General features: G+C 40.5%; 17 protein-coding genes. 15 read left to right on the forward strand and 2 right to left on the reverse strand.

Annotated elements, in window-relative coordinates:
- The first annotated feature begins 26 nt into the window (after window positions 1–26).
- From WG954_RS16390 to WG954_RS16425, 8 genes are all read left to right on the forward strand, one after another.
- A complete protein-coding gene (locus WG954_RS16390; RefSeq protein ID WP_340437804.1) occupies window positions 27–1,523 on the forward strand; it encodes an alpha/beta fold hydrolase in 1,497 nt (498 codons plus the stop codon).
- 385 nt (window positions 1,524–1,908) lie between these two features.
- The gene (locus WG954_RS16395; RefSeq protein ID WP_340437805.1) at window positions 1,909–2,298 is read left to right on the forward strand and encodes a VOC family protein; all 390 of its coding nucleotides are present in this window, start codon (window positions 1,909–1,911) and stop codon (window positions 2,296–2,298) included.
- 212 nt (window positions 2,299–2,510) lie between these two features.
- Entirely contained in the window at window positions 2,511–4,988 is a 2,478-nt protein-coding gene (locus tag WG954_RS16400) for a glycosyl hydrolase 115 family protein (protein ID WP_340437806.1), read from the forward strand.
- 7 nt (window positions 4,989–4,995) lie between these two features.
- Complete coding sequence (locus WG954_RS16405) at window positions 4,996–7,860, forward strand: glycoside hydrolase family 2 protein (protein WP_340437808.1); 2,865 nt, start codon at window positions 4,996–4,998, stop codon at window positions 7,858–7,860.
- A gap of 74 nt (window positions 7,861–7,934) precedes the next feature.
- On the forward strand, window positions 7,935–10,058 hold the full coding sequence (locus tag WG954_RS16410) for a hypothetical protein (protein WP_340437809.1): 2,124 nt from the start codon (window positions 7,935–7,937) through the stop codon (window positions 10,056–10,058).
- Entirely contained in the window at window positions 10,058–13,513 is a 3,456-nt protein-coding gene (locus tag WG954_RS16415; RefSeq protein ID WP_340437811.1) for a DUF4450 domain-containing protein, read from the forward strand. The genes WG954_RS16410 and WG954_RS16415 overlap by 1 nt, the downstream gene beginning before the upstream one ends.
- A complete protein-coding gene (locus WG954_RS16420; RefSeq protein ID WP_340437813.1) occupies window positions 13,510–14,430 on the forward strand; it encodes a glycoside hydrolase family 43 protein in 921 nt (306 codons plus the stop codon). The genes WG954_RS16415 and WG954_RS16420 overlap by 4 nt, the downstream gene beginning before the upstream one ends.
- Window positions 14,431–14,476: 46 nt before the next feature.
- On the forward strand, window positions 14,477–14,776 hold the full coding sequence (locus WG954_RS16425; RefSeq protein ID WP_340437814.1) for a hypothetical protein: 300 nt from the start codon (window positions 14,477–14,479) through the stop codon (window positions 14,774–14,776).
- Between the two features lie 4 nt (window positions 14,777–14,780).
- On the opposite strand, the gene WG954_RS16430 is transcribed toward WG954_RS16425, so the two are convergent.
- The gene (locus WG954_RS16430; protein ID WP_340437816.1) at window positions 14,781–15,899 is read right to left on the reverse strand and encodes an MFS transporter; all 1,119 of its coding nucleotides are present in this window, start codon (window positions 15,897–15,899) and stop codon (window positions 14,781–14,783) included.
- Between the two features lie 280 nt (window positions 15,900–16,179).
- Between WG954_RS16430 and WG954_RS16435 the strand changes: the two genes are divergently transcribed.
- Genes WG954_RS16435 through rhaM form a run of 6 tightly spaced genes read left to right on the forward strand, consistent with a single transcriptional unit; the run spans window position 16,180 to window position 23,468 of the window.
- Window positions 16,180–18,201 (forward strand): rhamnogalacturonan lyase family protein, encoded by a 2,022-nt coding sequence (locus tag WG954_RS16435; RefSeq protein WP_340437817.1) that lies wholly within the window; start codon window positions 16,180–16,182, stop codon window positions 18,199–18,201.
- 1 nt (window position 18,202) lies between these two features.
- Window positions 18,203–19,645: a glycoside hydrolase family 28 protein gene (locus tag WG954_RS16440; RefSeq protein WP_340437818.1), complete on the forward strand. Its 1,443-nt coding sequence runs from the start codon at window positions 18,203–18,205 to the stop codon at window positions 19,643–19,645.
- Window positions 19,646–19,655: 10 nt separating this feature from the next.
- A complete protein-coding gene (locus WG954_RS16445; protein WP_340437820.1) occupies window positions 19,656–21,530 on the forward strand; it encodes a rhamnogalacturonan lyase in 1,875 nt (624 codons plus the stop codon).
- A gap of 12 nt (window positions 21,531–21,542) precedes the next feature.
- Entirely contained in the window at window positions 21,543–22,328 is a 786-nt protein-coding gene (locus tag WG954_RS16450) for a rhamnogalacturonan acetylesterase (protein ID WP_340437821.1), read from the forward strand.
- Window positions 22,329–22,350: 22 nt separating this feature from the next.
- On the forward strand, window positions 22,351–23,130 hold the full coding sequence (locus WG954_RS16455) for a rhamnogalacturonan acetylesterase (protein WP_340437822.1): 780 nt from the start codon (window positions 22,351–22,353) through the stop codon (window positions 23,128–23,130).
- 23 nt (window positions 23,131–23,153) lie between these two features.
- Window positions 23,154–23,468 (forward strand): L-rhamnose mutarotase, encoded by a 315-nt coding sequence (gene rhaM, locus WG954_RS16460; RefSeq protein WP_340437823.1) that lies wholly within the window; start codon window positions 23,154–23,156, stop codon window positions 23,466–23,468.
- 12 nt (window positions 23,469–23,480) lie between these two features.
- On the opposite strand, the gene WG954_RS16465 is transcribed toward rhaM, so the two are convergent.
- On the reverse strand, window positions 23,481–24,197 hold the full coding sequence (locus WG954_RS16465; protein WP_324230921.1) for an NUDIX hydrolase: 717 nt from the start codon (window positions 24,195–24,197) through the stop codon (window positions 23,481–23,483).
- 161 nt (window positions 24,198–24,358) lie between these two features.
- On the opposite strand from WG954_RS16465, the gene WG954_RS16470 reads away from it, so the two are divergent.
- Window positions 24,359–25,969: an alpha-N-arabinofuranosidase gene (locus WG954_RS16470; protein ID WP_340437825.1), complete on the forward strand. Its 1,611-nt coding sequence runs from the start codon at window positions 24,359–24,361 to the stop codon at window positions 25,967–25,969.
- The last annotated feature ends 4 nt before the right edge of the window (window positions 25,970–25,973 follow it).

Consider the following 25,973-nt stretch of genomic DNA (forward strand, 5'->3'; position numbering starts at 1 on the left):
GATCTGCAATTCTTTAATCATTCATCTTGAAAACACTTTTATTATTATTTTTCATTCTTGCTACTATCGCAAGTTCCTTCTCCCAGCAAAAGGACTTTAAATGTGCATGTTCACAAATAGGAATCGATTCCTTATGGGCAGACAGTAATAAGATTGCATGCTATTCAATTCCTGTAGTGCGGGATGTTTCAAATAAGGCAGCCGGTAAATTTTATTTATCTGTAGTGGTAGCACCTTCCATCAATAAAACCAATGACGACCCATTGTTGTACCTGCATGGCGGACCGGGAATTGCCACATTAGAAAATGTGCCCCGTTATTTAAAATCAAAAACATGGAAACTGATAAGAGAAAACAAATCACTTGTTTTTTTTGATTACAGAGGAACCGGATTTTCAGAGCCGGCCTTATGCCCTGGCTTACAGGATTCACTGGCTGAATTTTCAAAAAATAACAATTCGCTGCAGGCAAGGCAGTCTTATAAAACAGCTTTGTATAAACGATGTCGTTCACAACTTTTATCAACCGGAATTGATGTTTCGGTCTTTAATTCCTTTCAACTTTCAGAAGATGCCGAAGCGATAAGACAAACCTTACAAATAAAAAAATGGAACGTTTATGGTGTTTCCTATGGCACTACAGTTGCACTAAACCTGTTACGTAATCATGGAAAGCCGATCAGCGCTATGATCCTGGATTCCCCTTATCCACCAAATGCACCATGGCTTGATTTTGTTCGCCCGTTTGATACTTGTTTTAAAGTATTGGAAGCTAAAATAGCATCCGACCCGGTTGCTTTTTCGCATTTCCCTTCTATTAGAACTGATTTTGTAAACGCTGTAACACGTTTGAATAAAAACCCCGTCAAAATAAAAAACAAGAATAGTGAATATGACTTTACCGGAGATGACTTTGCCTGGAGCGTTTGGACTGCCCTGTTAAAACCTGATGCCATTCCTTTAGTTCCATTGGCGATTAGTGAGGTTGGAAAGGGGAGTGATTCCATACTTTCAAAATGGGTTGTTGCATTTAACGATCCTAATGCTCATGGTACGTTTTCAGAGGTACAGAGCAAAGCAATCTTATGTTATGAAGGAAAGCCAAGGACACAGGCAGATACGAAAGCATCACTGCTTGCAAAGTATCCTGATTTTTCTTCATTCAATATCGATTTTGAAGGAGATGTTTGCGAAGCATGGCAACCAAATAGTGCCGGGGAAAAAGTATTTGAGCCTGTAGTAAGTAATGTGCCCGTATTAATATTGTCTGGCGAGTATGATCCTGTGTGTCCGCCTTTCTTTGGAGAGATCACGGCGAGAACGTTATCAAAATCTACGTTTATTAATGTTCCATCTGCATCTCATGCAGCGATTCATGCAGATGAATGTGTTCAGAATATTGCCGTTGCTTTTTTAAACAACCCGCAAAAGAAACCGGCTGTTGATTGCGTGAACAATCGGCCACAAATAAAATTTGTTACTGACAGTTTAATGACAAGACTGGTGAACTTTAATAAAAAGTAAATCTTTTGAATCTCCCGAACGGTACAGGACGTTCCTTTGTCCCAACAGCATTATTTTTATCCGATTGCTACAGCACGCTGTATGAAAAGTTTTTATCAGCTCAGGGTCTGGCCTTAACCGACCCCGGGAGTTAGCATACTCTTCCTTCGCTGCCTAGTCTCCCGTACTTCACAGGCGATCCCGCATAGACGGGACAAGTTGTGTCAGATAGCTTGTGCGTTGGCCATGTGGCACTCGTCGTCATCAATAAACAAAAGCTCTATTTATTTCTGCTCAAATAGTCATCGTATTCCAAACCAATATATCCTGTTGAAGTAAATGATGATTATATTGCTTATTGCAAAACAAGCCTTTTTAATTAGAAACCCACCTGATACTGATTTTTATGAATGAAAATACTGTAACAACCGTAAAGCCATTTCTTACCGTAAACAATGGAGCGAAAGCAGTTGAATTTTATGGAGCTGCATTTGGAGCCATTGAAACAAAACGATTTGAAATGCCGGATAATAAACTGTCGGCTGTAATTGAAATTGATAAAGCAGAATTTTATGTTGGCGATGAGGAACCGGGTAATGACAATTTTAGTGCAACCCAATATGCTGGCAGCCCCGTTAGAATAATCTTACACACTAAAAATGCTGACGAATTATTTAAAAATGCACTGAAGTTTGGTGCAACAGAAATTTGTCCCATGACAACAGAAGACAATTGGCGAATCGGAAAACTGAAAGATCCATTCGGGCACATTTGGGAAATCGGTTACACTTTGTAAAATTGAAATGATGTTCTCCTCTCTGGCGCAGGTTTCCGACCTGTGTCCAGCGTCACTCATCTAACCACAACATACTTTTCCAAAATAAGTACCGGATAGGTACAGGTCGTGAGAACTGCACCAGTACAACCGACATTTTCATTGCAGGACACCGCAGGATAGCTTAGCAGCACAGTAGTTTAAATTTACATGCTGTTTTCAAACGATTGTGTATGCTGAAGATGTTTAAGTCCTTGTTCTGCTGTCTGTTTTTTCTTGTGACTATTTGCAGGGCACAAACCAATACACTCGTTGTTTCTGAAAAACCTTCGTCCTTTTCTTTATTTACGCCTTCAACTGTTGCAAACATCTGTACCGATGAGCAGGATGCCAAAGTGGTGAGCATTGCTGCAACTGCATTTGCAAACGATATTCAGTTGATCAGTGGAAAACAGATGCAGGTGTTGCATACGGTTCCTGCAAAAGGATTCAGCATTGTTGCCGGTACCATTGGTCAGTCGAAACTGATTGATGACTTGATCAAATCAAATAAAATCAATGTTGCTTCCATTAAACATAAGTGGGAGCGTTTTTTCATTCAAACAGCGGGTGATAAACTGTTGATTGTTGGGAGTGACAGAAGAGGAACAGCATTTGGTATTTTTCATTTGTCGAGACTAATGGGTGTATCGCCTTTTGTGTGGTGGGCCGATGTAACGCCACAGAAAAAACAGCAATTGTTTGTTTCCGGTTCTTATATTTCAAATGCACCTTCAGTACAATACCGTGGTATTTTTATTAATGATGAAGACTGGGGATTGCAACCCTGGGCTGCAAAAAATATGGATACCGATATGAAAGACATCGGCCCAAAGACCTATGCCAAAGTGTTTGAGTTATTATTGAGGCTGAAGGCAAATTATATATGGCCGGCCATGCATCCCTGCACAAAAGCATTTTATTATTACAAGGATAACCCGAAAGTAGCAGATGATTATGCAATAGTGGTTGGCGGAAGCCATTGCGAACCCATGCTCCGCAACAATGTTTTTGAATGGGCCGAAAACTATGAACATGAGTATGGGAAGAAACCGGGTGAATGGCGATACGATTTAAACAAGAGCGAGATCTTCAATTACTGGGATGATCGTGTAAAAGAAGCGGTGAATTATGAATCGGTGTACACCGTTGGTATGCGTGGCGTACATGATGGAAGTATGCCCGGACCGAAAGACCCGAATGAAAAATTAAAACTGCTGCAAACAGTCATCAACGATCAACGTTCGATACTTACAACACGTTTAAACAAACCTGCATCAGAGGTGCCGCAAATTTTTGTTCCGTATAAAGAAGTGTTGAGTTTGTATCGAAGAGGTTTGGAATTGGATGATGATGTAACGATCATTTGGCCCGATGATAATCATGGTTATATCCGCCAGTTACCCAATGCAACAGAAAGAGAGAGAAACGGTGGACATGGTGTGTATTATCATTTATCGTATTGGGGTGCTCCGCAGGATTATCTCTGGTTATCATCTATATCACCTTCGTTGATTGCTTATGAAATGGGAAAGGCCTATCGTTATGGTGCACAAAAATTATGGGTGTTTAATGTGGGGGATATTAAACCTGCCGAAATGGAAATGCAGTTTGCATTAGATATGGCTTGGGATATAAAACGATGGAATGCGTTAACAGTAAATACATACATTGGAAATTGGGCTTTTGAAACGTTCGGAAAGGAATATCGAAATGATATTTATGTGATCAAGTATCTCTATTATCAATTGGCAGCAGGAGGAAAGCCGGAACATCTTAATTCAATTCCGTTTTTAATACCGGAGATGCACAACCGTTTGAGAACATACAAGGAGTTAGCAAATAGAACACAAAAACTGGGAGCAAGAATACCCCCTCACTTACACGACGCTTTTTATCAACTAATATTATATCCCGTACTTGCGGCCAAACTGATGAATGAAAAATTCTTTTATGCCAGGATGAGTATTGCACAAAGTGATACTGCATTGGCTACGCAAGCTAAACTTGCCTATGATTCTATCCAGCTTCTTACAGATAAATACAATCAACAGATCAGCAATGGTAAATGGAATGGGATGATGAGCTGGCACCCACGTGAACAGGCGGTATTTAAAATGCCTGAAACATTTTTAACTATTGATGGCAAGAAACGGGATTCGCTTAAAACTGTATATACTGTTTTAAAATATCCCAGAATTTCAATGACGGCCTCTTTGTTTAAGAAGAAAAGTGAATCCAAAAGTTTTGGATTCAGCGTTATCTATGGGTTGGGTATCAAAGGAAGTGCATTGACAATTGCCAATTTAAAGAATGATTTGTCAGATATCCCGTCATCTCAACAGCCTTATGTTGAATATGATGTTTCAATTTCAAAAGACAGGTTGATTGAGCCGGGCAATTATGAAATTGTAGTCAAATGTTTACCTGTGTTTGATGTAAATCAGTCAAAGTATTTGCAGTATGGCATTTCTGTTGGAGAAGATGATATACAAACGGTGAATGTACATGCAGAAGCAGACAGTAAAGCATGGCGTGAAAATGTATTGAAAGGATATTCAGCCGGAACAACCACTCATACCATCAAGACCGGACTGGAAAAGATCAGGATCTATTTTAAAAATAAAGACATCGTCATTACGAGTATCGAAATTTATAAAGCGAACAAATAAAACGAACATGAAGTTATTCAAACTGGCATCATTCATCGTAACGGTATTGTTGCCATTTAGTTTCACCATCGCACAGCAAAAACAAATTCAATATCTCTCCGGTACCGATGCAAAGAATACGGTGCAATGGGATTTCTTTTGCACAGCCGGTCGTAACAGTGGCGAATGGAAAAAGATACAGGTGCCGAGTTGCTGGGAGCAGCAGGGCTTTGGTAATTACAACTACGGTCGTGATTACAAAACCAACGGCAAGAATTTTCGTTTCTATGATGAGAAAGGGATGTACAAATATCAATTCAAGGTGCCTGCATCATGGAAAGGAAAGAACATCAACATTGTGTTTGATGGCAGCATGACGGATACGGAAGTAAAGATCAACGGGAAAAGTGCAGGGGAGATTCATCGTGGTGCATTCTATCGGTTTAAATATGATGTAACGTCGCTGTTGAACTTTGATAAAGCCAATACGCTTGAAGTAACCGTAAGCAAAATGAGCAGCGATGCCAGTGTAAACAATGCAGAACGCCTGGCTGATTACTGGGTATTTGGCGGCATCTTCCGTCCGGTGTTTTTAGAAGCAACACCGAAACAATACATCGACTATGTGGGTATTGATGCAAAGCACGACGGCAAGTTCGCCATGCAGGTATGGACAAAAGGTCTTGTACAAAATGCTGCTGTTGTTACAACCATCACCGATGTTAATAAGAAAGTAGTTGCCACAACAAAAACAGCTGTTGCAAAGTCGGCTGAAAATGTGATTGTATCTGCACAAGTAAATAATATCAACGCATGGACTTCTGAAACACCAAACCTGTACACGGCGACTGTAGTATTGCAGGATGCGGCAGGTAAGAAGTTATATGAACTGAGTGAGAAGTTTGGTTTCAGAACCATTGAAGTAAAACAAGGGTTGGGAATTTATATCAACGGCACACAGGTGAAGTTTAAAGGTGTGAATCGTCATTGCTTCTGGCCGGAAACTGCACGATCATTGTCGAAAGAAAATGAATTAAAAGATGCCTTGCTGCTGAAAGAGATGAACATGAATGCAGTACGTTGCAGTCATTATCCACCTGATAAATATTTTCTTCAGTTGTGCGATTCATTGGGCATTTATGTGTTGAATGAATTGGCAGGTTGGCAAAAGGCATACAGCACCAAGGCAGGTGAGCCATTGGTAAAGGAATTGGTGTTGCGTGATCTCAATCATCCTTCGATTGTTTTCTGGAGTAACGGAAATGAAGGTGGACATAATAAAGAACTGGATGATGATTATGCGAAGTATGATTTTTCGAAGAGAACGGTTATTCATGCACATCATAAACCTGGTAATGCATTCAACGGTATTGATTGTAATCATTATGAAGATTATTACAGCACACAAAAAATATTGAATGATTCGATGATCTATATGCCCACCGAAATGTTGCATGCACAGGATGATGGTGGCGGTGGTGCAGCGATGGAAGATTTCTGGAACCTGCATTGGAAATCGCAGAAGAGTGGAGGTGTATTTATTTGGGTGATGGCTGATGAAGCCGTAATGCGGACTGACCTGAACAATGTACTTGATGCAAATGGTTTGAATGCCAATGATGGTATTCTTGGTCCGCACAGGGAGAAAGAAGGAAGCTTCTACGCACTACGTGAAATTTTTTCACCGGTACAATTGAATTTGTCTGATGCATTACCTGCTTCGTTTAACGGTGAAATAGAAGTGGAGAACCGTTTTCATTTTCTCAATACCAATCAATGTACATTCTATTGGGCCCTGGTTGATTTCAGTAAACCATTCGACCGTTTTGATGGATACGTAGTGAAACAAAAAGGCACTGCAACTGCACCAAATATTGCTGCCAAACAAAAAGGAATCTTGAAAATTCCACTGCCTGCTGATTATAAAAATTATGATGCACTTGTGATCGTTGCAAAAGATAACAATGGCAATGAACTGTACAAATGGACATCGAAGATCAAAAGCAATGCATCGCAGCTCACTGGTTTTGTAACAGTAAAAAATGATGCAACTACCATCAAAGAAACAGATACCGTGTATGCGATAACAGGTGGCGATGTAACCGTTGTGTTAGATAAGAAAACAGGAAATCTTGTTACCACAAAAAATACAGCCAACGATTATGTACTGTCGTTCAATAACGGGCCGGTGCTGGTGAAAGGTTCAGCAACCGTTGTTTCATCAAAAACATATAAAGAAGATGCAAATACCGTAGTTGAATTTTTATACAGTGGTGACATGAAATATGTTCGCTGGAAGATCAATGCAAGCGGCTGGACAACGATGGAATATGAATACAGTGCAGAAGGTGATCAGCCGTTTACAGGTATCAGTTTTAATTATCCGGAGAATTATGTATTGGCAGCACGTTGGTTGGGCAAGGGCCCTGTTCGTCAATGGAAAAACCGCATTGCAGGAACACCTGTAAATGTGTGGCAGAATTTATATAACAACACACATACGGGATATTCACCCGTGGCATATCCTGAGTTCAAAGGTTATTATGGCGAAGTGAACTGGATGGAGCTGAGTACAGTGGAAGGGAAATTTTATATTGCATCACCTGACAGCGGTTTGTTTGTGCGTTTGTTTGATGTCTATGCATTCATCACTGGCACAAAACCACATCCTGAAGTTCCAACTGGCAATATTTCATTTCTTGATTGTATTCCTCCTATTGGGACTAAACTGGCGAATACGTTTACCACTAACACAAGAGTATATGGTCCAATGAGTGAGTTGAATCATGTAAGCGGAAGCAAGAAACGAGTATTGCAATTCTATTTCGGACTGCCAAAGACAACTGATTCAAAAGAGAATTACAGTCGTCCGGCAATCGACAATGTATTCTGATTTTTACCACAGAGACACAGAAGCACAGATACATTCTGTGTCTCTGTGTTTTGAGTGGAATAAAAACTATTAAAATGAAATGGATTTTTTCTTCTTTTCTTCTCTGTGTACTCTGCGTCTCTGTGGTTCAATCACAAACCATCAACCGTGAAGCAGTGGTGAAGCGCCACAATGTAAAAGTGAATAAAGTTGATTCGCTTTCTTCACTCACAGTAGGCAATGGCAATTTTGCTTTTACTGTGGATGCAACCGGTATGCAGAGTTTTCCCGAGGCGTATGCAAAGGGTGTTCCGTTGGGTACTCAATCAGCATGGGGCTGGCATAGTTTTCCAAATACAGAAAACCTGAACGTGAAGGATGCTTTAAAAACCTATGACCTCGAAGGAAGAAAAATTTCTTACACCGTGCAGGTAAAAGAACCGGAGCTTGGCAGAAAGACCGTTGATTATTTTCGTGTGAACCCACATCGGTTGCAGCTTGGCAATATCGGTTTGGAAATAAAGAAGAATGATGGCACACTTGCAACAGCAAAAGATATTCAAAAGATCAGCCAGGAACTAAATGTCTGGACAGGTGTCATCACAAGTAATTTTTCAGTTGAGGGCGTGCCGGTGAAAGTAACCACTGCTTCCCATCAGGTACACGATGCTGTTTCATTTCGTATTGAATCCCCTTTGTTGTTTAAGAATCGCATTGCTGTTCGTTTGCGTTTCCCTTATCCCAATGGACAGTTTAAAGATGTGGGCGATAATTTTAAGAGTGATGATAGACATAGTTCATCTCTATCAACAAACATCGGTTCTGGACTCATCAAACGTATGCTTGATACAACTAATTACTATGTAGATGTGAACTGGACTGCTTCTGCAACTATCAAAAAAACAGGCGCACATTATTTTATCTTGCAACCAACGGCAAAAGGTTTGTTTGAATGCAGTTTCAGTTTTTCGGAGAAGAAGCCTGTAACAAAAATCACCAATTTTTTCAAAACAAAACAAAGCAGTGAACTAACCTGGAAGAAGTTCTGGTTAAGCGGTGGTGCTGTTGATTTTTCTGCAACAAAAGATCCCCGTGCATTTGAAATGGAAAGGAGAGTGGTGTTATCACAATACCTCACTAAAGTAAATTGTTCTTCTGCTTATCCACCGCAGGAAACAGGATTAACGTATAACAGTTGGTTCGGCAAACCACATTTGGAAATGCATTGGTGGCATGCGGTACATTTTGCACAATGGGGCAGGCCTGAGCTGATGGAAAAAAGTTTAGACTGGTATTTCTCTGTCGCTGAAAAAGCAAAGCTCATTGCAAAGCGCCAGGGCTTTGAAGGTGTACGTTGGCAAAAGATGACGGACAATAACGGTGATGAAGCGCCATCATCTGTTGGTGCATTTCTCATTTGGCAGCAACCGCATTTTATTTATATGGCGGAGTTGCTGTATCGTCATAGCCCCAACAGTAAAACATTAAATAAGTATAAAGAATTGTTGTTTGCTACAGCCGATTTCATGGCATCGTTTCCTTCTTACAATGCAGCAACAAAAAAATATAATCTTGGTAAAGGCTTGATCCCTGCGCAGGAATGTTTTGATGCAGTATCAACATTCAATCCAACCTATGAATTATCGTATTGGAGTTGGGCATTGGAAGTGGCACAACAATGGAGAGTTCGTTCGGGTTTGCCAAGAGAAAAGAAATGGGATGAGATCATTAACAATCTTGCACCATTGCCACAGTTGAATGGTGTTTATCTTGCTGCAGGCAATACACCCGATTGTTATGAGAAAGGTTCGAAGTATTTAACCGATCATCCTGCCGTGTTAGGAGCATACAGTACGATCCCTGCTGCAAACGGATTGGATACTGTGGTAATGAAGAAAACCTATTTTACCGTATTGGAAAAATGGGATTGGAATGAAACATGGGGTTGGGATTATCCGCTGATGGCGATGACGGCTGCACGTTTGCACATGGGCGAAGAAGCAGTGAATGCATTGCTGATGCCGGTCAGAACAAATACTTATTTAATTAACGGACATAATTTCCAGGATGATCGTTTAACGATTTATCTTCCCGGTAATGGTGGGGTGCTGAATGCAGTGGCGTTGATGTGCACCGGTGCAGATGCAGATAAAGGAATCAATATCGGTTTTCCGAAAACATGGAATGTGAAATGGGAAGGGTTAAAGAAAATGTTTTAATGAAGAGATTTGTTTCAGTTATAATTAGTTTGTTTTTTTTGTTAACTGCAAGTGATGCGCAGGAAACAAAAAAGCTATGGCATGGTATTGAACGGGAGTTACGGTATCGTCCTGAAGGAAATGATATTGTCATTGAAAACGGAACAAGACGTTTCAATCGTGCGTTGTATGGCGGCAATACGGCGTTTCGTGCAGAAGCAGGTGATTTGCCTGAGTTTGCATTATATATGCCGGGCATGGGTGGTAATCTGAAGTTTGGCATTCTTGTAAACGGTAAAAGTAAATGGCTGATCGAGTGTAAAAAGATCAAAGCGATCTATCGTGCAGGCTCGATGCTGTACGAAATAAAAGATGAGTTGCTGGGTGAGGGTATTATTCGTCTGCATATAATCGCCTTATATGCAAGCGAAGGAATGATCGTTCAACTGCAAACAGAAAATATTTCAACTGCTGTACAGTTAGTGGCCGTATATGGTGGTGCTACAGGAAAAAAGTTTTCACGTGATGGTGATATTGGTGCTGACCCTGAGTCTTCGTTTTATTTGAAACCTGAGTATTGCAAGGATAATATCTACAAGATCAATAAAAATAATTTCAGCCTTCTATATGGTTTTGCAAAACCGTTGAGTGAAGAGGAGCGATACGAAGTGCAACATCTTCCTGCAAATACAACTAATTCTTCAGCAGCTGAAAAAGGAAAAGAACTTATTGGAATTTTTCCAAAATCATCAGTACTGAAAATTAAGGATGCCACTCAGCAGCAATCGCCTGCAAAATTATTACAGGCTGATACTAATGTAACAGCGCCAATAGCAACCGCAACTCTTCAATTGAAAAATAAGGAAATTTATTACTTCACAGTACAAAAACCTGCAAAGAATACAATTGTTTATTATGATGTATTACCACAATTGTTTCAGCAGGCAGAAGCAGCAAGAAAGAAGCTCGCAGATCGCATTAAAGTATCAACACCTGATCCGTTCATCAATACATTAGGTTCCGTATTAGGCATTGCTGCTGATGCGGTGTGGGAAGATCCAACCTTTATGCATGGTGCCATTGCATGGCGTATGCGTTTGAATGGTTGGCGTGGTGCTTATATTGCGGATGTGTTTGGCTGGCACGATCGGGCTAAAAAACATTTTGACAGTTATGCATTATCACAAATAACCACGCCTGCAAAAACGGGAGTAGTGATGGATACTGCTTTACATCTTGCCCGGCATCAGGAAAAAGTGGGCACACAACTATTCAGTGATGGATATATCACACGCAATCCAAATGGTTATGTTGGTGCACATCATTACGATATGAACCTCGTGTTCATCGATCAGTTGCTCAATCATTTTAACTGGAATGGTGATACAGCTTATGTTAGGCAAATGTGGCCATTGCTTGTTCGTCATCTTAATTGGGAGAAACGAAACTTTGATGCAGATGGCGATGGCTTGTATGATTCGTATGCAGCGATATGGGCAAGTGATGCATTGCAATACAGTGGAGGAGGTGTTACACATTCGTCGGCGTATAACTATCGTTCAAATAAAGTGACTGCACAGCTTGCAAAGATTGTTGCTGTTGATGGCAGCAAGTATGAAGCAGAAGCAACAAAGATTTTAAAGGCCATCAATCAACAATTGTGGATGAGGAATAAGGGCTGGTATGCTGAGTATAAAGATCTGTTGGGAAATAAACTGCTGCATGAATCGGCTGCATTGTGGACGATCTATCATGCGCTTGATGAAGGTATTGCTGATCCGTTTCAATCGTATCAATCATTGCAATATGTAAACTATTACATTCCGCATATTCCTATTGTTGCGAAGGGATTGAAAGATTCATCGCTTTATACATTGTCAACCACTAACTGGCAACCTTACACCTGGAGTTTGAATAATGTAGCCTTGGCTGAACTGCTGCACACTGCATTGGCTTACTGGCAGGGTGGAGATAAAGAAGAAGCGTATCGTTTGTGGAAGAGTTCGTTAATGGAGAGTATGTATCTCGGTGCAAGTCCGGGGAGTATTCAGCAACTAAGTTTTTATGATGCGATAAGAGGAGAGTTGTACAGGGATTTTGCTGATCCGATCGCCATGGCCGGCAGAACATTGGTGGAAGGTTTGTTTGGTGTATTGCCCGATGCGTTGAATGATCGGTTGGTTATTAAACCGGGCTTACCGAAACAATGGAATAATGCAGCACTCACGACACCCAACATTCAGTTTGTGTTCAAACGCACACGCTTAACCGAAGAATATATATTGCAGCCAAACTTCAGTAAGCAGCTGAAGCTGCAATTGATCATTCCTGCTTACAGAGAATCTGTCGAATCTATTACGGTAAATGGTAAGCCAGTACAATGGAAAGTCGTTGACAGTGTTATCGGCACACCATCTCTACAGATCGATGCTGCGCCTGCAAAATCCTATGTGGTTGTTATTAAATGGAAGGGAGAAGGATTTGAAAAACCCGTTCATGAACAAGCATACAACAGCAAAGAACTGGTACAGGTGAAATTGAATAGGGCGATCATCACAAATACCTATCAACCGGTGGAAGTGCTGCGGAATTTAGTGCGTACACCAAATGCGGTATCGGGTAACCTGAACAATGCAGGTTTAAACAGTTTGTACCTGCAGTTGAAGCAAGGCGATTTCAGTTGGTTTGAGCCATTAAGTTTTTCATTGTTCGAAGATGAACCATTTGTTGAAACTGTAACGATCACTCCCGAAACAAAATTCGAAACAGTTGATATTACGCAGCATTTCAATGATGCAGTCACAAATATTTTTAAGAATGAATATTTATCGCCCCGTCCAACTGTTCCAACGTTGCAATTGCCAACACAGGGCATTGGCAACTGGGCTTACCCACTAACAACGGCCAATATCAATGATAGTGGTTTGCGTGTAAAAGCAGGGGTGAAGAATGAATTGCTGATCAACAAGATTCCATTTAAAACAACCTCCACCGAAAAAAAGAATATCGTGTTTACATCCATGTGGGATAATTATCCTGATTCTGTTGTACTGCCGTTGAGCGGAACTGCATCGTATGCGTATTTCTTAATGGCAGGCAGTACCAATCCTATGCAGAGCAGACTGGTGAACGGAACGGTTGTTGTGAAATATACCGATGGTACATCTTCAGTGCTTGAATTAAAAAACCCGGAGAACTGGTGGCCAATTGAACAGGATTATTTTGTGGATGGATTTGCATTCACTACTGATGCAGAAAAGCCAACACGGGTTTTATTAAAAACAGGAGAAGTGATGCCGGCAAATTACAGATACACGGGCATCAAAGGTTTTTCCAACTTTGGTATTGAGGGCGGAGCAGCAACTGTGCTGAATTTAAAACTGAATCCTCACAAACAATTAAAAAGTCTAACACTGAAAACCATTGCCAATGATGTGGTGATTGGGTTGATGAGTGTTACATTAGTTAAAAGATGAAACGATTAATTTACTTCTTGCTGATCTTGTTGCCCGTTGTGGTAAATGCGCAGAACGATTCTGTGTACATCTTTGCTTATTTCAAAAACAACGGACAGGATGGATTGCATCTTGCTTACAGTACTGATGGTTTTACATGGATTGCATTAAAGAAAGACAGTTCATTTCTCAAACCAACTGTTGCAAAAGATAAACTGATGCGTGATCCCTGCATCATCCGTGGTGCAGATGGGTTGTTTCATATGGTATGGACAGTTAGCTGGAACGATAGGGGCATTGGTTATGCTAATTCAAAAGACCTGATCAACTGGAGTGAACAACGTTTTATTCCTGTAATGATGCATGAAGATTCAGCACGCAACTGCTGGGCACCTGAAATCACTTACGATTCAAAGAGCAAGCAATACATGATATATTGGGCAACGACAATCGCTGGCAAATTCAAAACAGATCCGAAAGTAGAGAATGGTTACAATCACCGGATGTATTATGTACTGACGAAAGATTTTTCAACTTTCAGCAAAACAAAAATGCTGTACGATAAAGGCTTTAATGTAATTGATGCAACAATTGTTCCCGATGGAAAACAGTTTGTAATGTTTCTCAAAGATGAAACCAGAGAGCCCGTACAAAAGAATTTGAAAATTGCTATGAGTAAAAAGATCAACAAGGGTTACAGCAATGCATCTGTACCCATCACCGGTAATTATTGGGCTGAGGGGCCAACTACGTTGAAGATCAACGGTACTTGGATCGTTTACTTTGATAAATACAGGGATCATAAATATGGTGCGGTACAATCAACTGATTTAAAAAACTGGACAGATGTTTCGGATAAATTAACTATGCCCAAAGGAATTCGTCATGGAACGATCTTTACGATCAGCAAAGAAGAGTTTGAATTGTTGCCGAAGTAGGATAGTTAGAAAATATTATAGTTATTAAAACACCTAAAACTTACTTATGAAGAAAAGCAGTTTCTATCGTTCCGTTTCTCAAACCTTATTTTTAGCAGGAATACTTTCAGCGGTTATCATAGTCAAGTACCCACTTACAATTTTTATTTGGGTTTTGATGTTACTTATTGCAGCGGAACAACTGATCATTTACAAACAACTTTACGTTGTCGAGAATAAAGTTTCGGAAAGTGAATCAAAGAAAATGGTGAGTACCCAGAGGATGGTTGCAAGAATTATACAGATTGTTATTTTGATCAGTGGCGTTTTAATGGCAAGTCAAACTTTTCACAAGATCAAATTCTGACAGGCTACGTAAGTTTTAACTTGCTGATCATATAACTGATCACCAAACCCAGCAATGCAATCACTGCAAACGAGGCACGCAGTCCTGCCAGTTCAGCTATATAACCAATCAATGGAGGCCCCATCAAAAAGCCTAGAAAGCCCACACCGGAAACTGTTGCAATGGCAATCCCACTCGCCACATCTTTTACTTTGCCTGCTGTACTATATACTAAAGGAATAATGCTGCTTACACCAAAGCCGACAATTAAAAAGCCAATGGTTGACATGATGATGTTCGGGAATAAAACCGCTGTCATCATTCCTGTGAAGATCAGCACCCCACTTATCTGTACCATTTTTGTTCGGCCAAAACGTTCGGCAAGTTTATCGCCTGTAAATCGTCCCGTAGCCATCATGATCATAAAAGAAGCATAACCCAGCGATACCAGTTCGCCTTTTACTTCTACCACTTCTTTAAAATACACACCGCTCCAATCGAACATACAACCTTCTGCACTCAAACAACAGAAAGCGATCAGTCCTAGTTGCAATAACAAACCTTTCGGCATCTGGAATCGTTTAAGCGACGAAGCTTTGCGACTGGTTGGCGTAAGGATTAGATATTTCTGAAAAAAGATGTTCAGTGTAATTACCATTGCGGCAACGATCATGAAGTGATACATCGGCACTAATTCCAAACGCATCATCAATAAGCCAACTAATGCCCCGGTAAAACCGGCAGTGCTCCATACACCATGAAATGATGCAAGAATGGATCGTCCATACAATGCCTCAGCATTCACGGCTTGTGTGTTCACTGAAATATTACAGAGGTTACCAGTTAATCCAAATACATACAAACATAAAGCTAACAACCAAGGTGAGTTGGCCATGCCGATCGTGATCAATGTTAATGCATAACCTACAGCAGCAAGGCGTAAAATATATTTACTGCCAAACCGTGTCACTAATTTTCCACTGAAAGGCATCATGGTTAATTGCCCGGCAGGCAATGCCAACAAAATACTTCCTAATGCTGCTTCTGATAAATGTAAAGTTGTTTTAATGTCGGGTATTCGGCTTGCCCAACTGGCAAAGCAAATGCCCTGGCAGAAAAAGAATACAGATACGGCAATGCGCATCTGAAGATTTGTGTAATGGTTGGTTGCTGTTGAAATAGTAGTCAAATTCTGTAATAAGTGACAAAATTACCCCAAAAACAACGGTTAGTCGCTGCATAATCGTAATAAAATCAAGTAAACGTTTTCGCAAACGTTTGTACAGGATGAAGCAGGATAGATGTGGCTCATTCAGTGGCTAATTTGTGAACCAAAGATTGCTATGCTGCTTGTTTGTAAAACAAAAACTGTCTGTTTACTTCTGTTCTGTTGTATTGTATTGCAATTATCAGCACAACGGAAAATGGAAAAACTAAACCGTGGCACCGTTGCAGTTCGTGTAAACAGTTCGGAAGTTTTTCTCAGTTGGCGATTGATGGGTACAGAAACATCAACCACTTCCTTTAATATTTATCGTGACGGCGTAAAGATCAATGCAACACCAATTACAGGTGCAACCAATTACAAACATAGTACAACAACAAATGGTATTTACATGGTTAAGGCCGTGATAGATGCTGTTGAAGAAAGTAATAGTGTGGAAGCTTCTGTGTGGGCGCAACAATACAAACAGATACCGATACAACAACCGGCTGGTGGTACAACTCCCGATGCAGTTGCCTATACTTACACAGCAAATGATGCCAGTGTGGGAGATCTTGATGGTGATGGCGAATATGAGATCATCCTGAAATGGGATCCTACTAATTCAAAAGACAATTCACAATCAGGTTATACAGGCAATGTATATCTCGACGCCTATAAAATGAACGGTACCAGGTTGTGGCGTATTGATCTTGGCATTAACATTCGTGCAGGTGCACACTACACACAGTTTCTTGTTTACGATTTTGATAGCGATGGTAAAGCCGAAGTGGCCTGTAAAACTGCAGATGGCACAAAAGATGGTATTGGATCAATCATTGGTAATGCATCTGTTGATCATCGTAACAGTAATGGTTATGTATTAAGTGGCTCAGAGTATTTAACGGTGTTCAATGGAATAACAGGTGCTGCAATGGATACCAAACCTTATACACCAGCAAGAGGAACTGTAAGCAGTTGGGGTGATAGTTATGGTAATCGTGTCGATCGTTTTATTGCAGCTGTTGCATATCTCGATGCTGTTCATCCAAGTATGGTGTTTGGTCGTGGTTATTATACACGGCTGGTACGTAGTGCCTGGGATTTTAAAAACGGGCAATTAACACAACGCTGGATATTTGATAGTAATACAAGTGGCAATAGCAATTATGCCGGTATGGGTAATCATCAAATGACAGTGGGTGATGCAAATGCTGATGGAAAAGATGAAGTGTATAATGGATCAAGTGCAGTGAATTATGATGGTACAGGATTTTTTTCGAATGGTTTAGGTCATGGAGATGCATTACATATGAGTGATATGGATCCAGATAGACCTGGATTAGAGTTATGGCAGTGTTACGAAGAACCATCAAAGTATGCAGGTAAGGGCTTGCGTTTGTTTGCCGCTGCAACAGGTGTGCCTGTGTGGGGTGTAAATGCAACCGGTGATATTGGCCGGGCCTTAGCAGCGGATATTGATCCCCGTTATAAAGGATATGAATGTTGGGGCTCTGCCGGTTATCTCTACAATGTAAAAGGCGATTCTATTGGTCCGTCAAGACCAACCATCAATCATGCTGTATGGTGGGACGGTGATCTGCTAAGAGAAATACTGGATGATGAGAAACTGGAAAAGTGGGACTATCTCAATAACAGGCTCAATCGTTTATTGACCTTATATCTTGCAAATCTGGGTTCAGCATCAAGTAATAATTCCACGAAAGCAAACCCTGCATTAACAGCAGATATATTGGGCGATTGGCGGGAAGAGATCATCATGCGTAGCGGCGATAATCAATTCCTCAACATTTATACGACTGTAAATGAAACAACACATCGTATTTACACACTTATGCACGATCCACAATATCGTTTGGCCATTGCATGGCAAAATGCAGCATACAATCAACCGCCGCATCCGGGTTTTTATTTGGGAGATGGTATGAATGCAGCGCCAACACCCAACATTCAACTGGTGAATGCTATAACAACTCCGGTTAGCGATCAAACTGTTTCTGCAATAACTGTTGATGTATTTCCTAACCCTTCCGTAAAAACTTTTTTCATCAGAGCAAACGGAAGCTTTAGTTTTCACATCTATGATGTTAATGGGAAACTGCAGCAACAAGGTTGGGCTGTAAATCAAACCGAAACAGGAGCAGGGTTAGCGGCAGGTGTGTATTTCGTGAAAGTAACAGCAAAGAAGCAACAAACAACAATTAAGATCATTAAACAATAACATGACTACAAGTAAGCAAGGCAATTTGATCGTTCTCTTTTTATGCGCAGTGCTATCTGTCACGGCACAAACATCACTTGCGCCGGAGTGGACAAAGAACGTTGGTGCAAGAAGTTTTCCTTCAGGTAAAACAATTTATTATGTGAACAGCTATGGAGCCGTTAGTGATACAGTAACGGTTAATACAAAAGCCATTCAAAAAGCAATTGATGAATGTGCCGCAAAGGGTGGTGGTATTGTTGCATTTAAACCGGGCACGTATGTAATGGGTGCTATCTTTTTAAAGACTAATGTCCATTTGCGAATTGATAAAGGGGTATTGATCCTTGGTTCACAAAACTTTGATGATTATCCGGATATGGATACTCGTATTGCAGGATTAGAAATGAAATGGCCTGCAGCATTGATCAATGCACTCAACGTAAAGAACGTTGCGATCACAGGAGAAGGAATTATAAATGCAAGAGGAAAGTTCTGCTGGGATAAATATTGGGCGATGCGTAAGGATTACGATACAAAAGGTCTGCGATGGATCGTTGACTACGATGCAAAACGTGTTCGTACACTGCTTGTGCAAAATTCATCTGATGTTTCTATAAAAGGGTTAACGTTTAAAAACGCCGGCTTCTGGACTGTGCAGTTGCTCTATTCTTCATACCTAACAGTAGATGGCGTTGTGATCAAAAATAATGAAGATGGAAGTGGGCCAAGCACGGATGGTATTGATGTGGATTCATCGAGCTGGGTGTTGATTGAGAATTGTGATATTGATTGTAATGATGATAATTTTTGTTTGAAAGCCGGTCGTGATTGGGATGGCTTAAGAGTAAACCGTCCGACAGAATATGTTGTGATCCGTAAGTCGATTGCACGAAGAGGAGCAGGGCTAGTTACGTTGGGCAGCGAAACATCGGGCGGCATCCGTCATATTTATTGTACTGATCTCTATGCAAAAAATACAGATAATGGTTTACGGATCAAATCTGCAACAACACGTGGTGGTACCATTGAAGATATCTACTTCGTGAATTCTGTTTTAGATTCTGTTCGCAACGCCTATCAATTCAATTTAAACTGGTATCCTGCTTATAGTTATTCTGAATTGCCGAAAGGCTATACTATGGAAACGGTGCCTGCCCATTGGAAATCGATGTTGCAAAAAGTTACACCTGCTGAAAAGGGAACACCTTATGCAAAGAAATTCATCATTCGCAATGTGAAGATCACAAACGCACAAAAAGCATTTGAAATAAATGGCTTGCCGAAATCATTGCTGGAAGATTTTCAGTTCATCAATTCGTTTATTTCAGCCGGCACAATCGGCAGCATGGAATACACGAAAGGCTGGAAGTTCATCAACACAACCATAGATATTTCAACCAAACCTGTTGAAAAGAAGAAAGAACCAACAGGAATTGAAGAACAGGAGCGTCTAAAAGGATAATCATTTTATTATGAAACGATTTGTATCATTCACTGCTGTTTTTGTTTGCTTAAGTATGTGTGTGTTTGCACAATACCAGATGGAATTCCTTACCCGTGGTGTGCATGCAGTGCCGGCAGGTAACGGAAAAGTATTTGTGAGCTGGCGCTTGCTGGGAACAGAAGATCAGTCGCTTCCATTTAATCTCTATAAAACCGTTAATGGTAAAACAAGTAAGTTGAACAAAGCTCCATTGCTGAAAGCAACGGGCTTTACTGATGAAGCGGTTGATACAAATGCAGTAAATGTTTACACTGTAAAAGCCATCATCAACAAAAACGAAGAAGCAAAGGGTGAATCATTTACGCTTGCGGCAAATGCAAAGCCCTATGTGTCTATTCCATTAAAAACCCCAACAGGCTATTCAGCGAATGATGCCAGTGTTGGTGATGTGGATGGTGATGGTGTGTATGAGGTCTTTATTCATATGACAGGAAGAGGAAGAGATAATTCACAAGCCGGCTTGACTGATCCGCCGATTATTCAATGCTATAAACTCGATGGAACATTTTTATGGGAGATCAATCTTGGAAAAAATATTCGTGAAGGTGCACATTACACACAGTTCATGGTGTATGATCTTGATGGCGATGGTAAAGCAGAGATCGCTATGAAAACGGCAGATGGAAGTATTGACGGAAAAGGAAAAGTGATCGGCGACAGCACAAAAGATTACCGCAATCAACGTGGATATATTTTAAGTGGTCCTGAATTTCTCACTGTGTTCAATGGAGAAACAGGTGCTGCTATTTCAACAGTGAGTTATGATCCTCCAAGATTTCCAACTTCACTCAACCCAACAGAAGCTGAACTAAAAACAATGTGGGGTGATGGCTATGGCAACCGTATGGATCGTTTTATTGCAGCCATTGCCTATCTCGATGGCAAGCATCCATCGTTGGTGATGTGTCGTGGTTACTATACAAGAACTGTATTAGCTGCATGGGATCTCAAAGGAAATCAATTAGTGAAACGTTGGGTATTTGACAGCAATGAACCGGGTAACAAAGAGTATGCAGGACAAGGCAATCATAACATCAATGTATCTGATGTTGATGGCGATGGAAAAGATGAAATCATTTATGGTCAAATGACGATTGATGATAATGGGAAAGGTTTATACAGCACAGGTATTGGTCATGGTGATGCATTGCATACGAGTGATATGGATCATGAACGTCCGGGATTGGAAGTATTCGGCATACAGGAAAAATTTGGTGATGCGGGTGCAAATTTCCGTGATGCAAAAACAGGTGAGGTAATCTGGAAGAAAGCATCTGTAAAAGCAGGTGATGATGGTGAAGGCCCCGGTCGTGGGTTGGCATTGGATATTGATCCACGTTATCCCGGCTTTGAATGTTGGGTGGCAGGTGCAGGCATCGCCGGTTTGTTTGATAATAAAGGGAATAAGATCGCAGATAAAACACCACCCTGCAACATGGGTATTTATTGGGATGGAGATGCGTTGAGTGAAATTTTGAATGGTGTGAACATCAGTAAATGGGATTATGTCAACAGTGCAATGATCAAATTATTTGATGGCAGAGATTTCGGTTGTGTAAGTAACAATGGCAGCAAAGCAAACCCCTGCTTGAGTGCCGATCTGTTTGGTGACTGGAGGGAAGAGATCATTTGTCGTACAACCGATAGTAAAGAGTTGCGTATTTATTCAACTTCTATTCCAACAGAAATAAAACTGTATACGTTGATGCATAATCCGCAATACCGATTAAGTATTGCCTGGCAGAATGTGGCTTACAATCAACCGCCACATGTAAGTTATTTTATCGGTGAAGGAATGAAGATGCCACCTAAACCGAATATCACAATCATTACAAAAAAATAAAATGACCAGCGCATGAAATGGATCAAAGCAAATGCACATATACTTCGATTGCTGTTATTGTTTTTTGTGATGACTTCGTTTGTTGTTTTCAGCAACAATAAACCAACCATCTATATTATTGGCGATTCAACGGTTCGAAATACAAACCGTCCGCAATGTGGCTGGGGAGAAATGATCGGCGAGTTCTTTGATTCAACACAGATCAACATTAGTAACCAGGCAATGGCAGGAAGAAGTACAAGAACCTTTATCAAAGAAAAACGTTGGGATAAAGTAATGTCAACGCTTACAGAAGGTGATTATGTGATTATGCAGTTTGGCCATAATGAAGGAAGCAAACCGGATACGTCAAGAACTGGCTACCGTGGTGTGTTGAGAGGAACCGGTGACGAAACGGTTGAACTGACATGGAAAGATGGAACTGTTGAAGCCGTACATACCTATGGTTGGTATTTGAAGAAGTTTATCAAGGATGCAAAGAGTAAAGGAGCAAGACCCATCATCTGTTCTATGATTCCACGTAATCAATTTGCAGATGGCAAAGTAAAACGTGCAAATAATGATTTTGGTAAATGGGCAAAAGAAGTTGCAGAAAGCGAAGGTGTTTTCTTTATTGACTTGAATGCAATAACTGCAGATAAGTATGATGTGTTGGGGCCGGATGAAGTAAAGAAACTTTTTCATGGTGATCACACGCATACCAATGTTGATGGGGCAAAGATCAATGCGGCATCAGTTGTAGAAGGTATCCGCAACCTGAGTAAAGAATTGCCGCTGGTAACATATCTTAAAAAATAACTCTATCATATAAACTTGTAGTATGAAATTAAGTAAGTTGTTAGCACTTGTTGTTGTTCTTGGGATCATTTCATTCACCATGATGCAAACCAAGCCTGTGTTTTATATCATTGGCGATTCAACAGTTCGTAATGGTGATGGTAGCGGAAGAAATGGTCAGTGGGGTTGGGGTAGCTTTATGGCTGAGTATTTTGATACAACAAAAATATCTGTACAGAATCATGCCATTGGCGGAAGAAGTAGCCGTACATTTATCACGGAAGGGCGTTGGGAAAAGATTACTGCCAATTTAAAGAAAGGTGATTATGTAATTATGCAGTTTGGTCATAACGATGCGAGTCCGTTAGATGATACTGCAAGAGCAAGAGGAACCATACGTGGTATTGGTAATGATAGTTCTGCGATTTATAACCCTATTCGCAAGATCAATGAAACAGTGTACAGTTATGGTTGGTACATGCGCAAATATGTTCGTGAAACAAAAGCCAAGGGCGGCATTCCGATTGTCTGTTCATTGATTCCACGTGATAACTGGAAGAATGGAAAAGTAACACGTTCGACAGATAACTATGCATTATGGGCTGAGCAAGTTGCCAAAGAAGAAGGTGCATATTTTATTGATCTCAATAAACTGGTTGCAGATAAGTATGATGTGTTGGGGCAGGAAGAGGTGAAGAAACTTTTTCATGGTGATCATACACACACCAGTCTGGATGGAGCAAAGATCAATGCAGATGTTGTTATTCAACAATTGATCTTACAGCATCCCGGTGAATTAACCCGGTACATCATCAAAAAATAATTCCACAACTAAACTAAGTTGATATGCCACGCATTGCATCACGCATGAAAATATTTAAAGGCCAGGAAGAAGAATACAAACGTCGTCATGATGAACTTTGGCCCGATCTTGAAAAATTACTTCATGAAACAGGCATCAGCGATTACAGCATTTTTCTGGATGAATCAACTGGCGACTTGTTCGCAGTATTACAAGCTGAAGATCCTGCAAAGTTGGGCGATCTGCCCAATCATCCGGTCATGCAAAAATGGTGGGCGTATATGAAAGATATCATGGAAACAAACCCGGATAACTCACCTGTGAGCACGCCGTTAAAGGATGTGTTCTATATGAAGTAATCCAAAAGCCGATTACTTCTCTACTTCCAGATGATTATTCAGGTTGGGAATGAATTTCAGTACCGAATGGAAATTCTTCTTGTAATGCTTTTTATCAAGCTTATAATAGAAGGCGCCTTTTTTTGAATTCGTTTTATCCTTGTCTTTTTGTTTGATCAAGAGACCGGTTGAAATGATCTTACGACTGAAGTTGCCCTTATCAAAATTTGTTTCATACACATCTTCAAACAAACTCTGCAACAACGGTAAAGTGAATTTTGCAGGCAACAATTCAAACAGCAGGGGATGCAAGGCTGCTTTATATCTTAATTTCTCTCTTGCCATTGCTACCATTTGTGAGTGATCAAAGATCAGCTCGGGTATCTGATCGAGCTGGAACCATTCAGCATGATATTCTTCGCTGATCTGCTTTTCATATTGATGAATATCAATTAAGGCGAAATATGCTACAGAAATAGTACGTTCGATGGGGTCTCTGTCTTTTGCTGAAAAGGTATAGAACTGTTCCAGGTAAACGCCATCGAGCCCCGTCAATTGTTTTAATACCCGGTTAGCCGCCTCGTCGGTACTTTCTGCGGGTTGCACGAAACCACCCATTAAACTCCAGTGGTCTTTCTTGGGTTCGAGGCCTCTTTTAATCAATAAGATCTTGAGTTTATTACCATCAAATCCAAAAATGATACAGTCAACTGCAACAAGCAAGCGGGTCTGGTTTTGATACTTCAGCATGGCTTCGAAGTTAAGGAAGTAGAAATGAGGATAAAAATAAATGTAAAAATGACAATTACTATCAAAAAAGTATTTATTTTCATTTTTTAAACCAAAAGGCTTCCGGCCAACTGCTGAAAAATTGCTGATCAGCAGGGAGGCTTTCAAAAAAACTTGCTATCATGATTGTTGCCATTTGCAAAAGAAAGTATGCTCCATGCAGCACATCCGGGCTTAATCTGCCAGGAAACTTCATTAAATCTTTATTCGTTGTCGCTCTTGTCTTTACGCAACTGACTACCAGTGCGCAGAATTCTGTTGTTATCAACGCCGATTTAGGAAAAGACAAGATCAGTAAACATATCTACGGTCACTTTGCTGAGCATTTAGGAACCTGTATTTACGGAGGTTTTTATGTTGGAGATACCAATAAAGTGATACCCAATACAAATGGTGTGCGCAATGATATTGTGGACGCATTGAAGAAACTGAAGGTGCCCAATCTTCGCTGGCCCGGTGGCTGTTTTGCTGATACCTATCATTGGAAAGATGGTGTTGGTCCAAAAGCAAATCGTCCGGCAATTGTTAATCGCTGGTGGGGTGGTGTTACAGAAGATAACAGCTTTGGAACACACGACTTCCTTAATATGTGTGAGATGATTGGAGCAGAGCCCTATCTCGCAGGAAATGTTGGAAGCGGAACCGTTCAGGAACTTGCTGATTGGGTGCAATATGTAAATGGTAAACCCAATACAAGTCCGATGACCACATGGCGTGTAAAAAATGGCCGTGAAAAAGGATGGAATGTAAATATCTGGGGTGTTGGAAATGAAGCATGGGGTTGTGGAGGAAACATGAAGCCCGAGTATTATGCAAATATCTACCGTCAGTATGCTACTTATATGTCTGACTTTGAAAACGAGGCTAATAAATTCAGAGTAGCATCGGGCGCAAACGGTAATGATTATAACTGGACAGAAGTATTGATGCGTGATATTCCACATAATATGATGGAAGGTGTTGCATTGCATCATTATGCAGTGATCAACTGGAACCAAAAAGGTCCGGCAAGAGATTTTACTGAACAACAATATTTTGCTACCATGAAATCGGCCTGGCGCATGGAAGAATATGTTACACGCCACAGTACTATCATGGATAAATATGATCCGAATAAGCGTGTAGCGTTGGTGGTTGATGAGTGGGGTGGATGGTACGAGGTGGAGCCTGGTACAAATCCCGGATTTTTATTCCAGCAGAATACAATAAGGGATGCGATGATTGCAGGTATGACGCTGAATATCTTTAATAATCATGCTGATCGTGTACGCATGGCTAACCTGGCACAAACAGTAAATGTGTTGCAGGCGGTGATCCTTACAAACCAGGAGAAGATGTTGCTTACACCCACTTACCATGTAATGGAAATGTATAATGTTCACCAGGAAGCTACGATGCTTCCCCTGCAACTAAAAACAAATGACTATGTTTTAGGCAATGAAAAACTGCCGGCTGTTTCTGCATCCGCTTCAAAAAATAATAATGGAACAACACATGTATCACTTGTAAATATTGATGCATCGAAAACACAAACCGTAACAATTGATGTGCGTGGATTAAATATCAAAACGGTATCAGGCAGAATTCTTACATCAAAGAAACTGCAGGATTATAATTCATTTGATCAACCAACAAAAATTCAACCAACGGCTTTCAACGGTGCAAAACTGAATGGTAATTCATTAGAAGTTCAGTTACCTCCTTTTTCAGTAGTAGTTCTTGCCCTTAAATAATTTT

This window comes from Lacibacter sp. H375 (assembly GCF_037892425.1).
Taxonomy (GTDB): domain Bacteria; phylum Bacteroidota; class Bacteroidia; order Chitinophagales; family Chitinophagaceae; genus Lacibacter.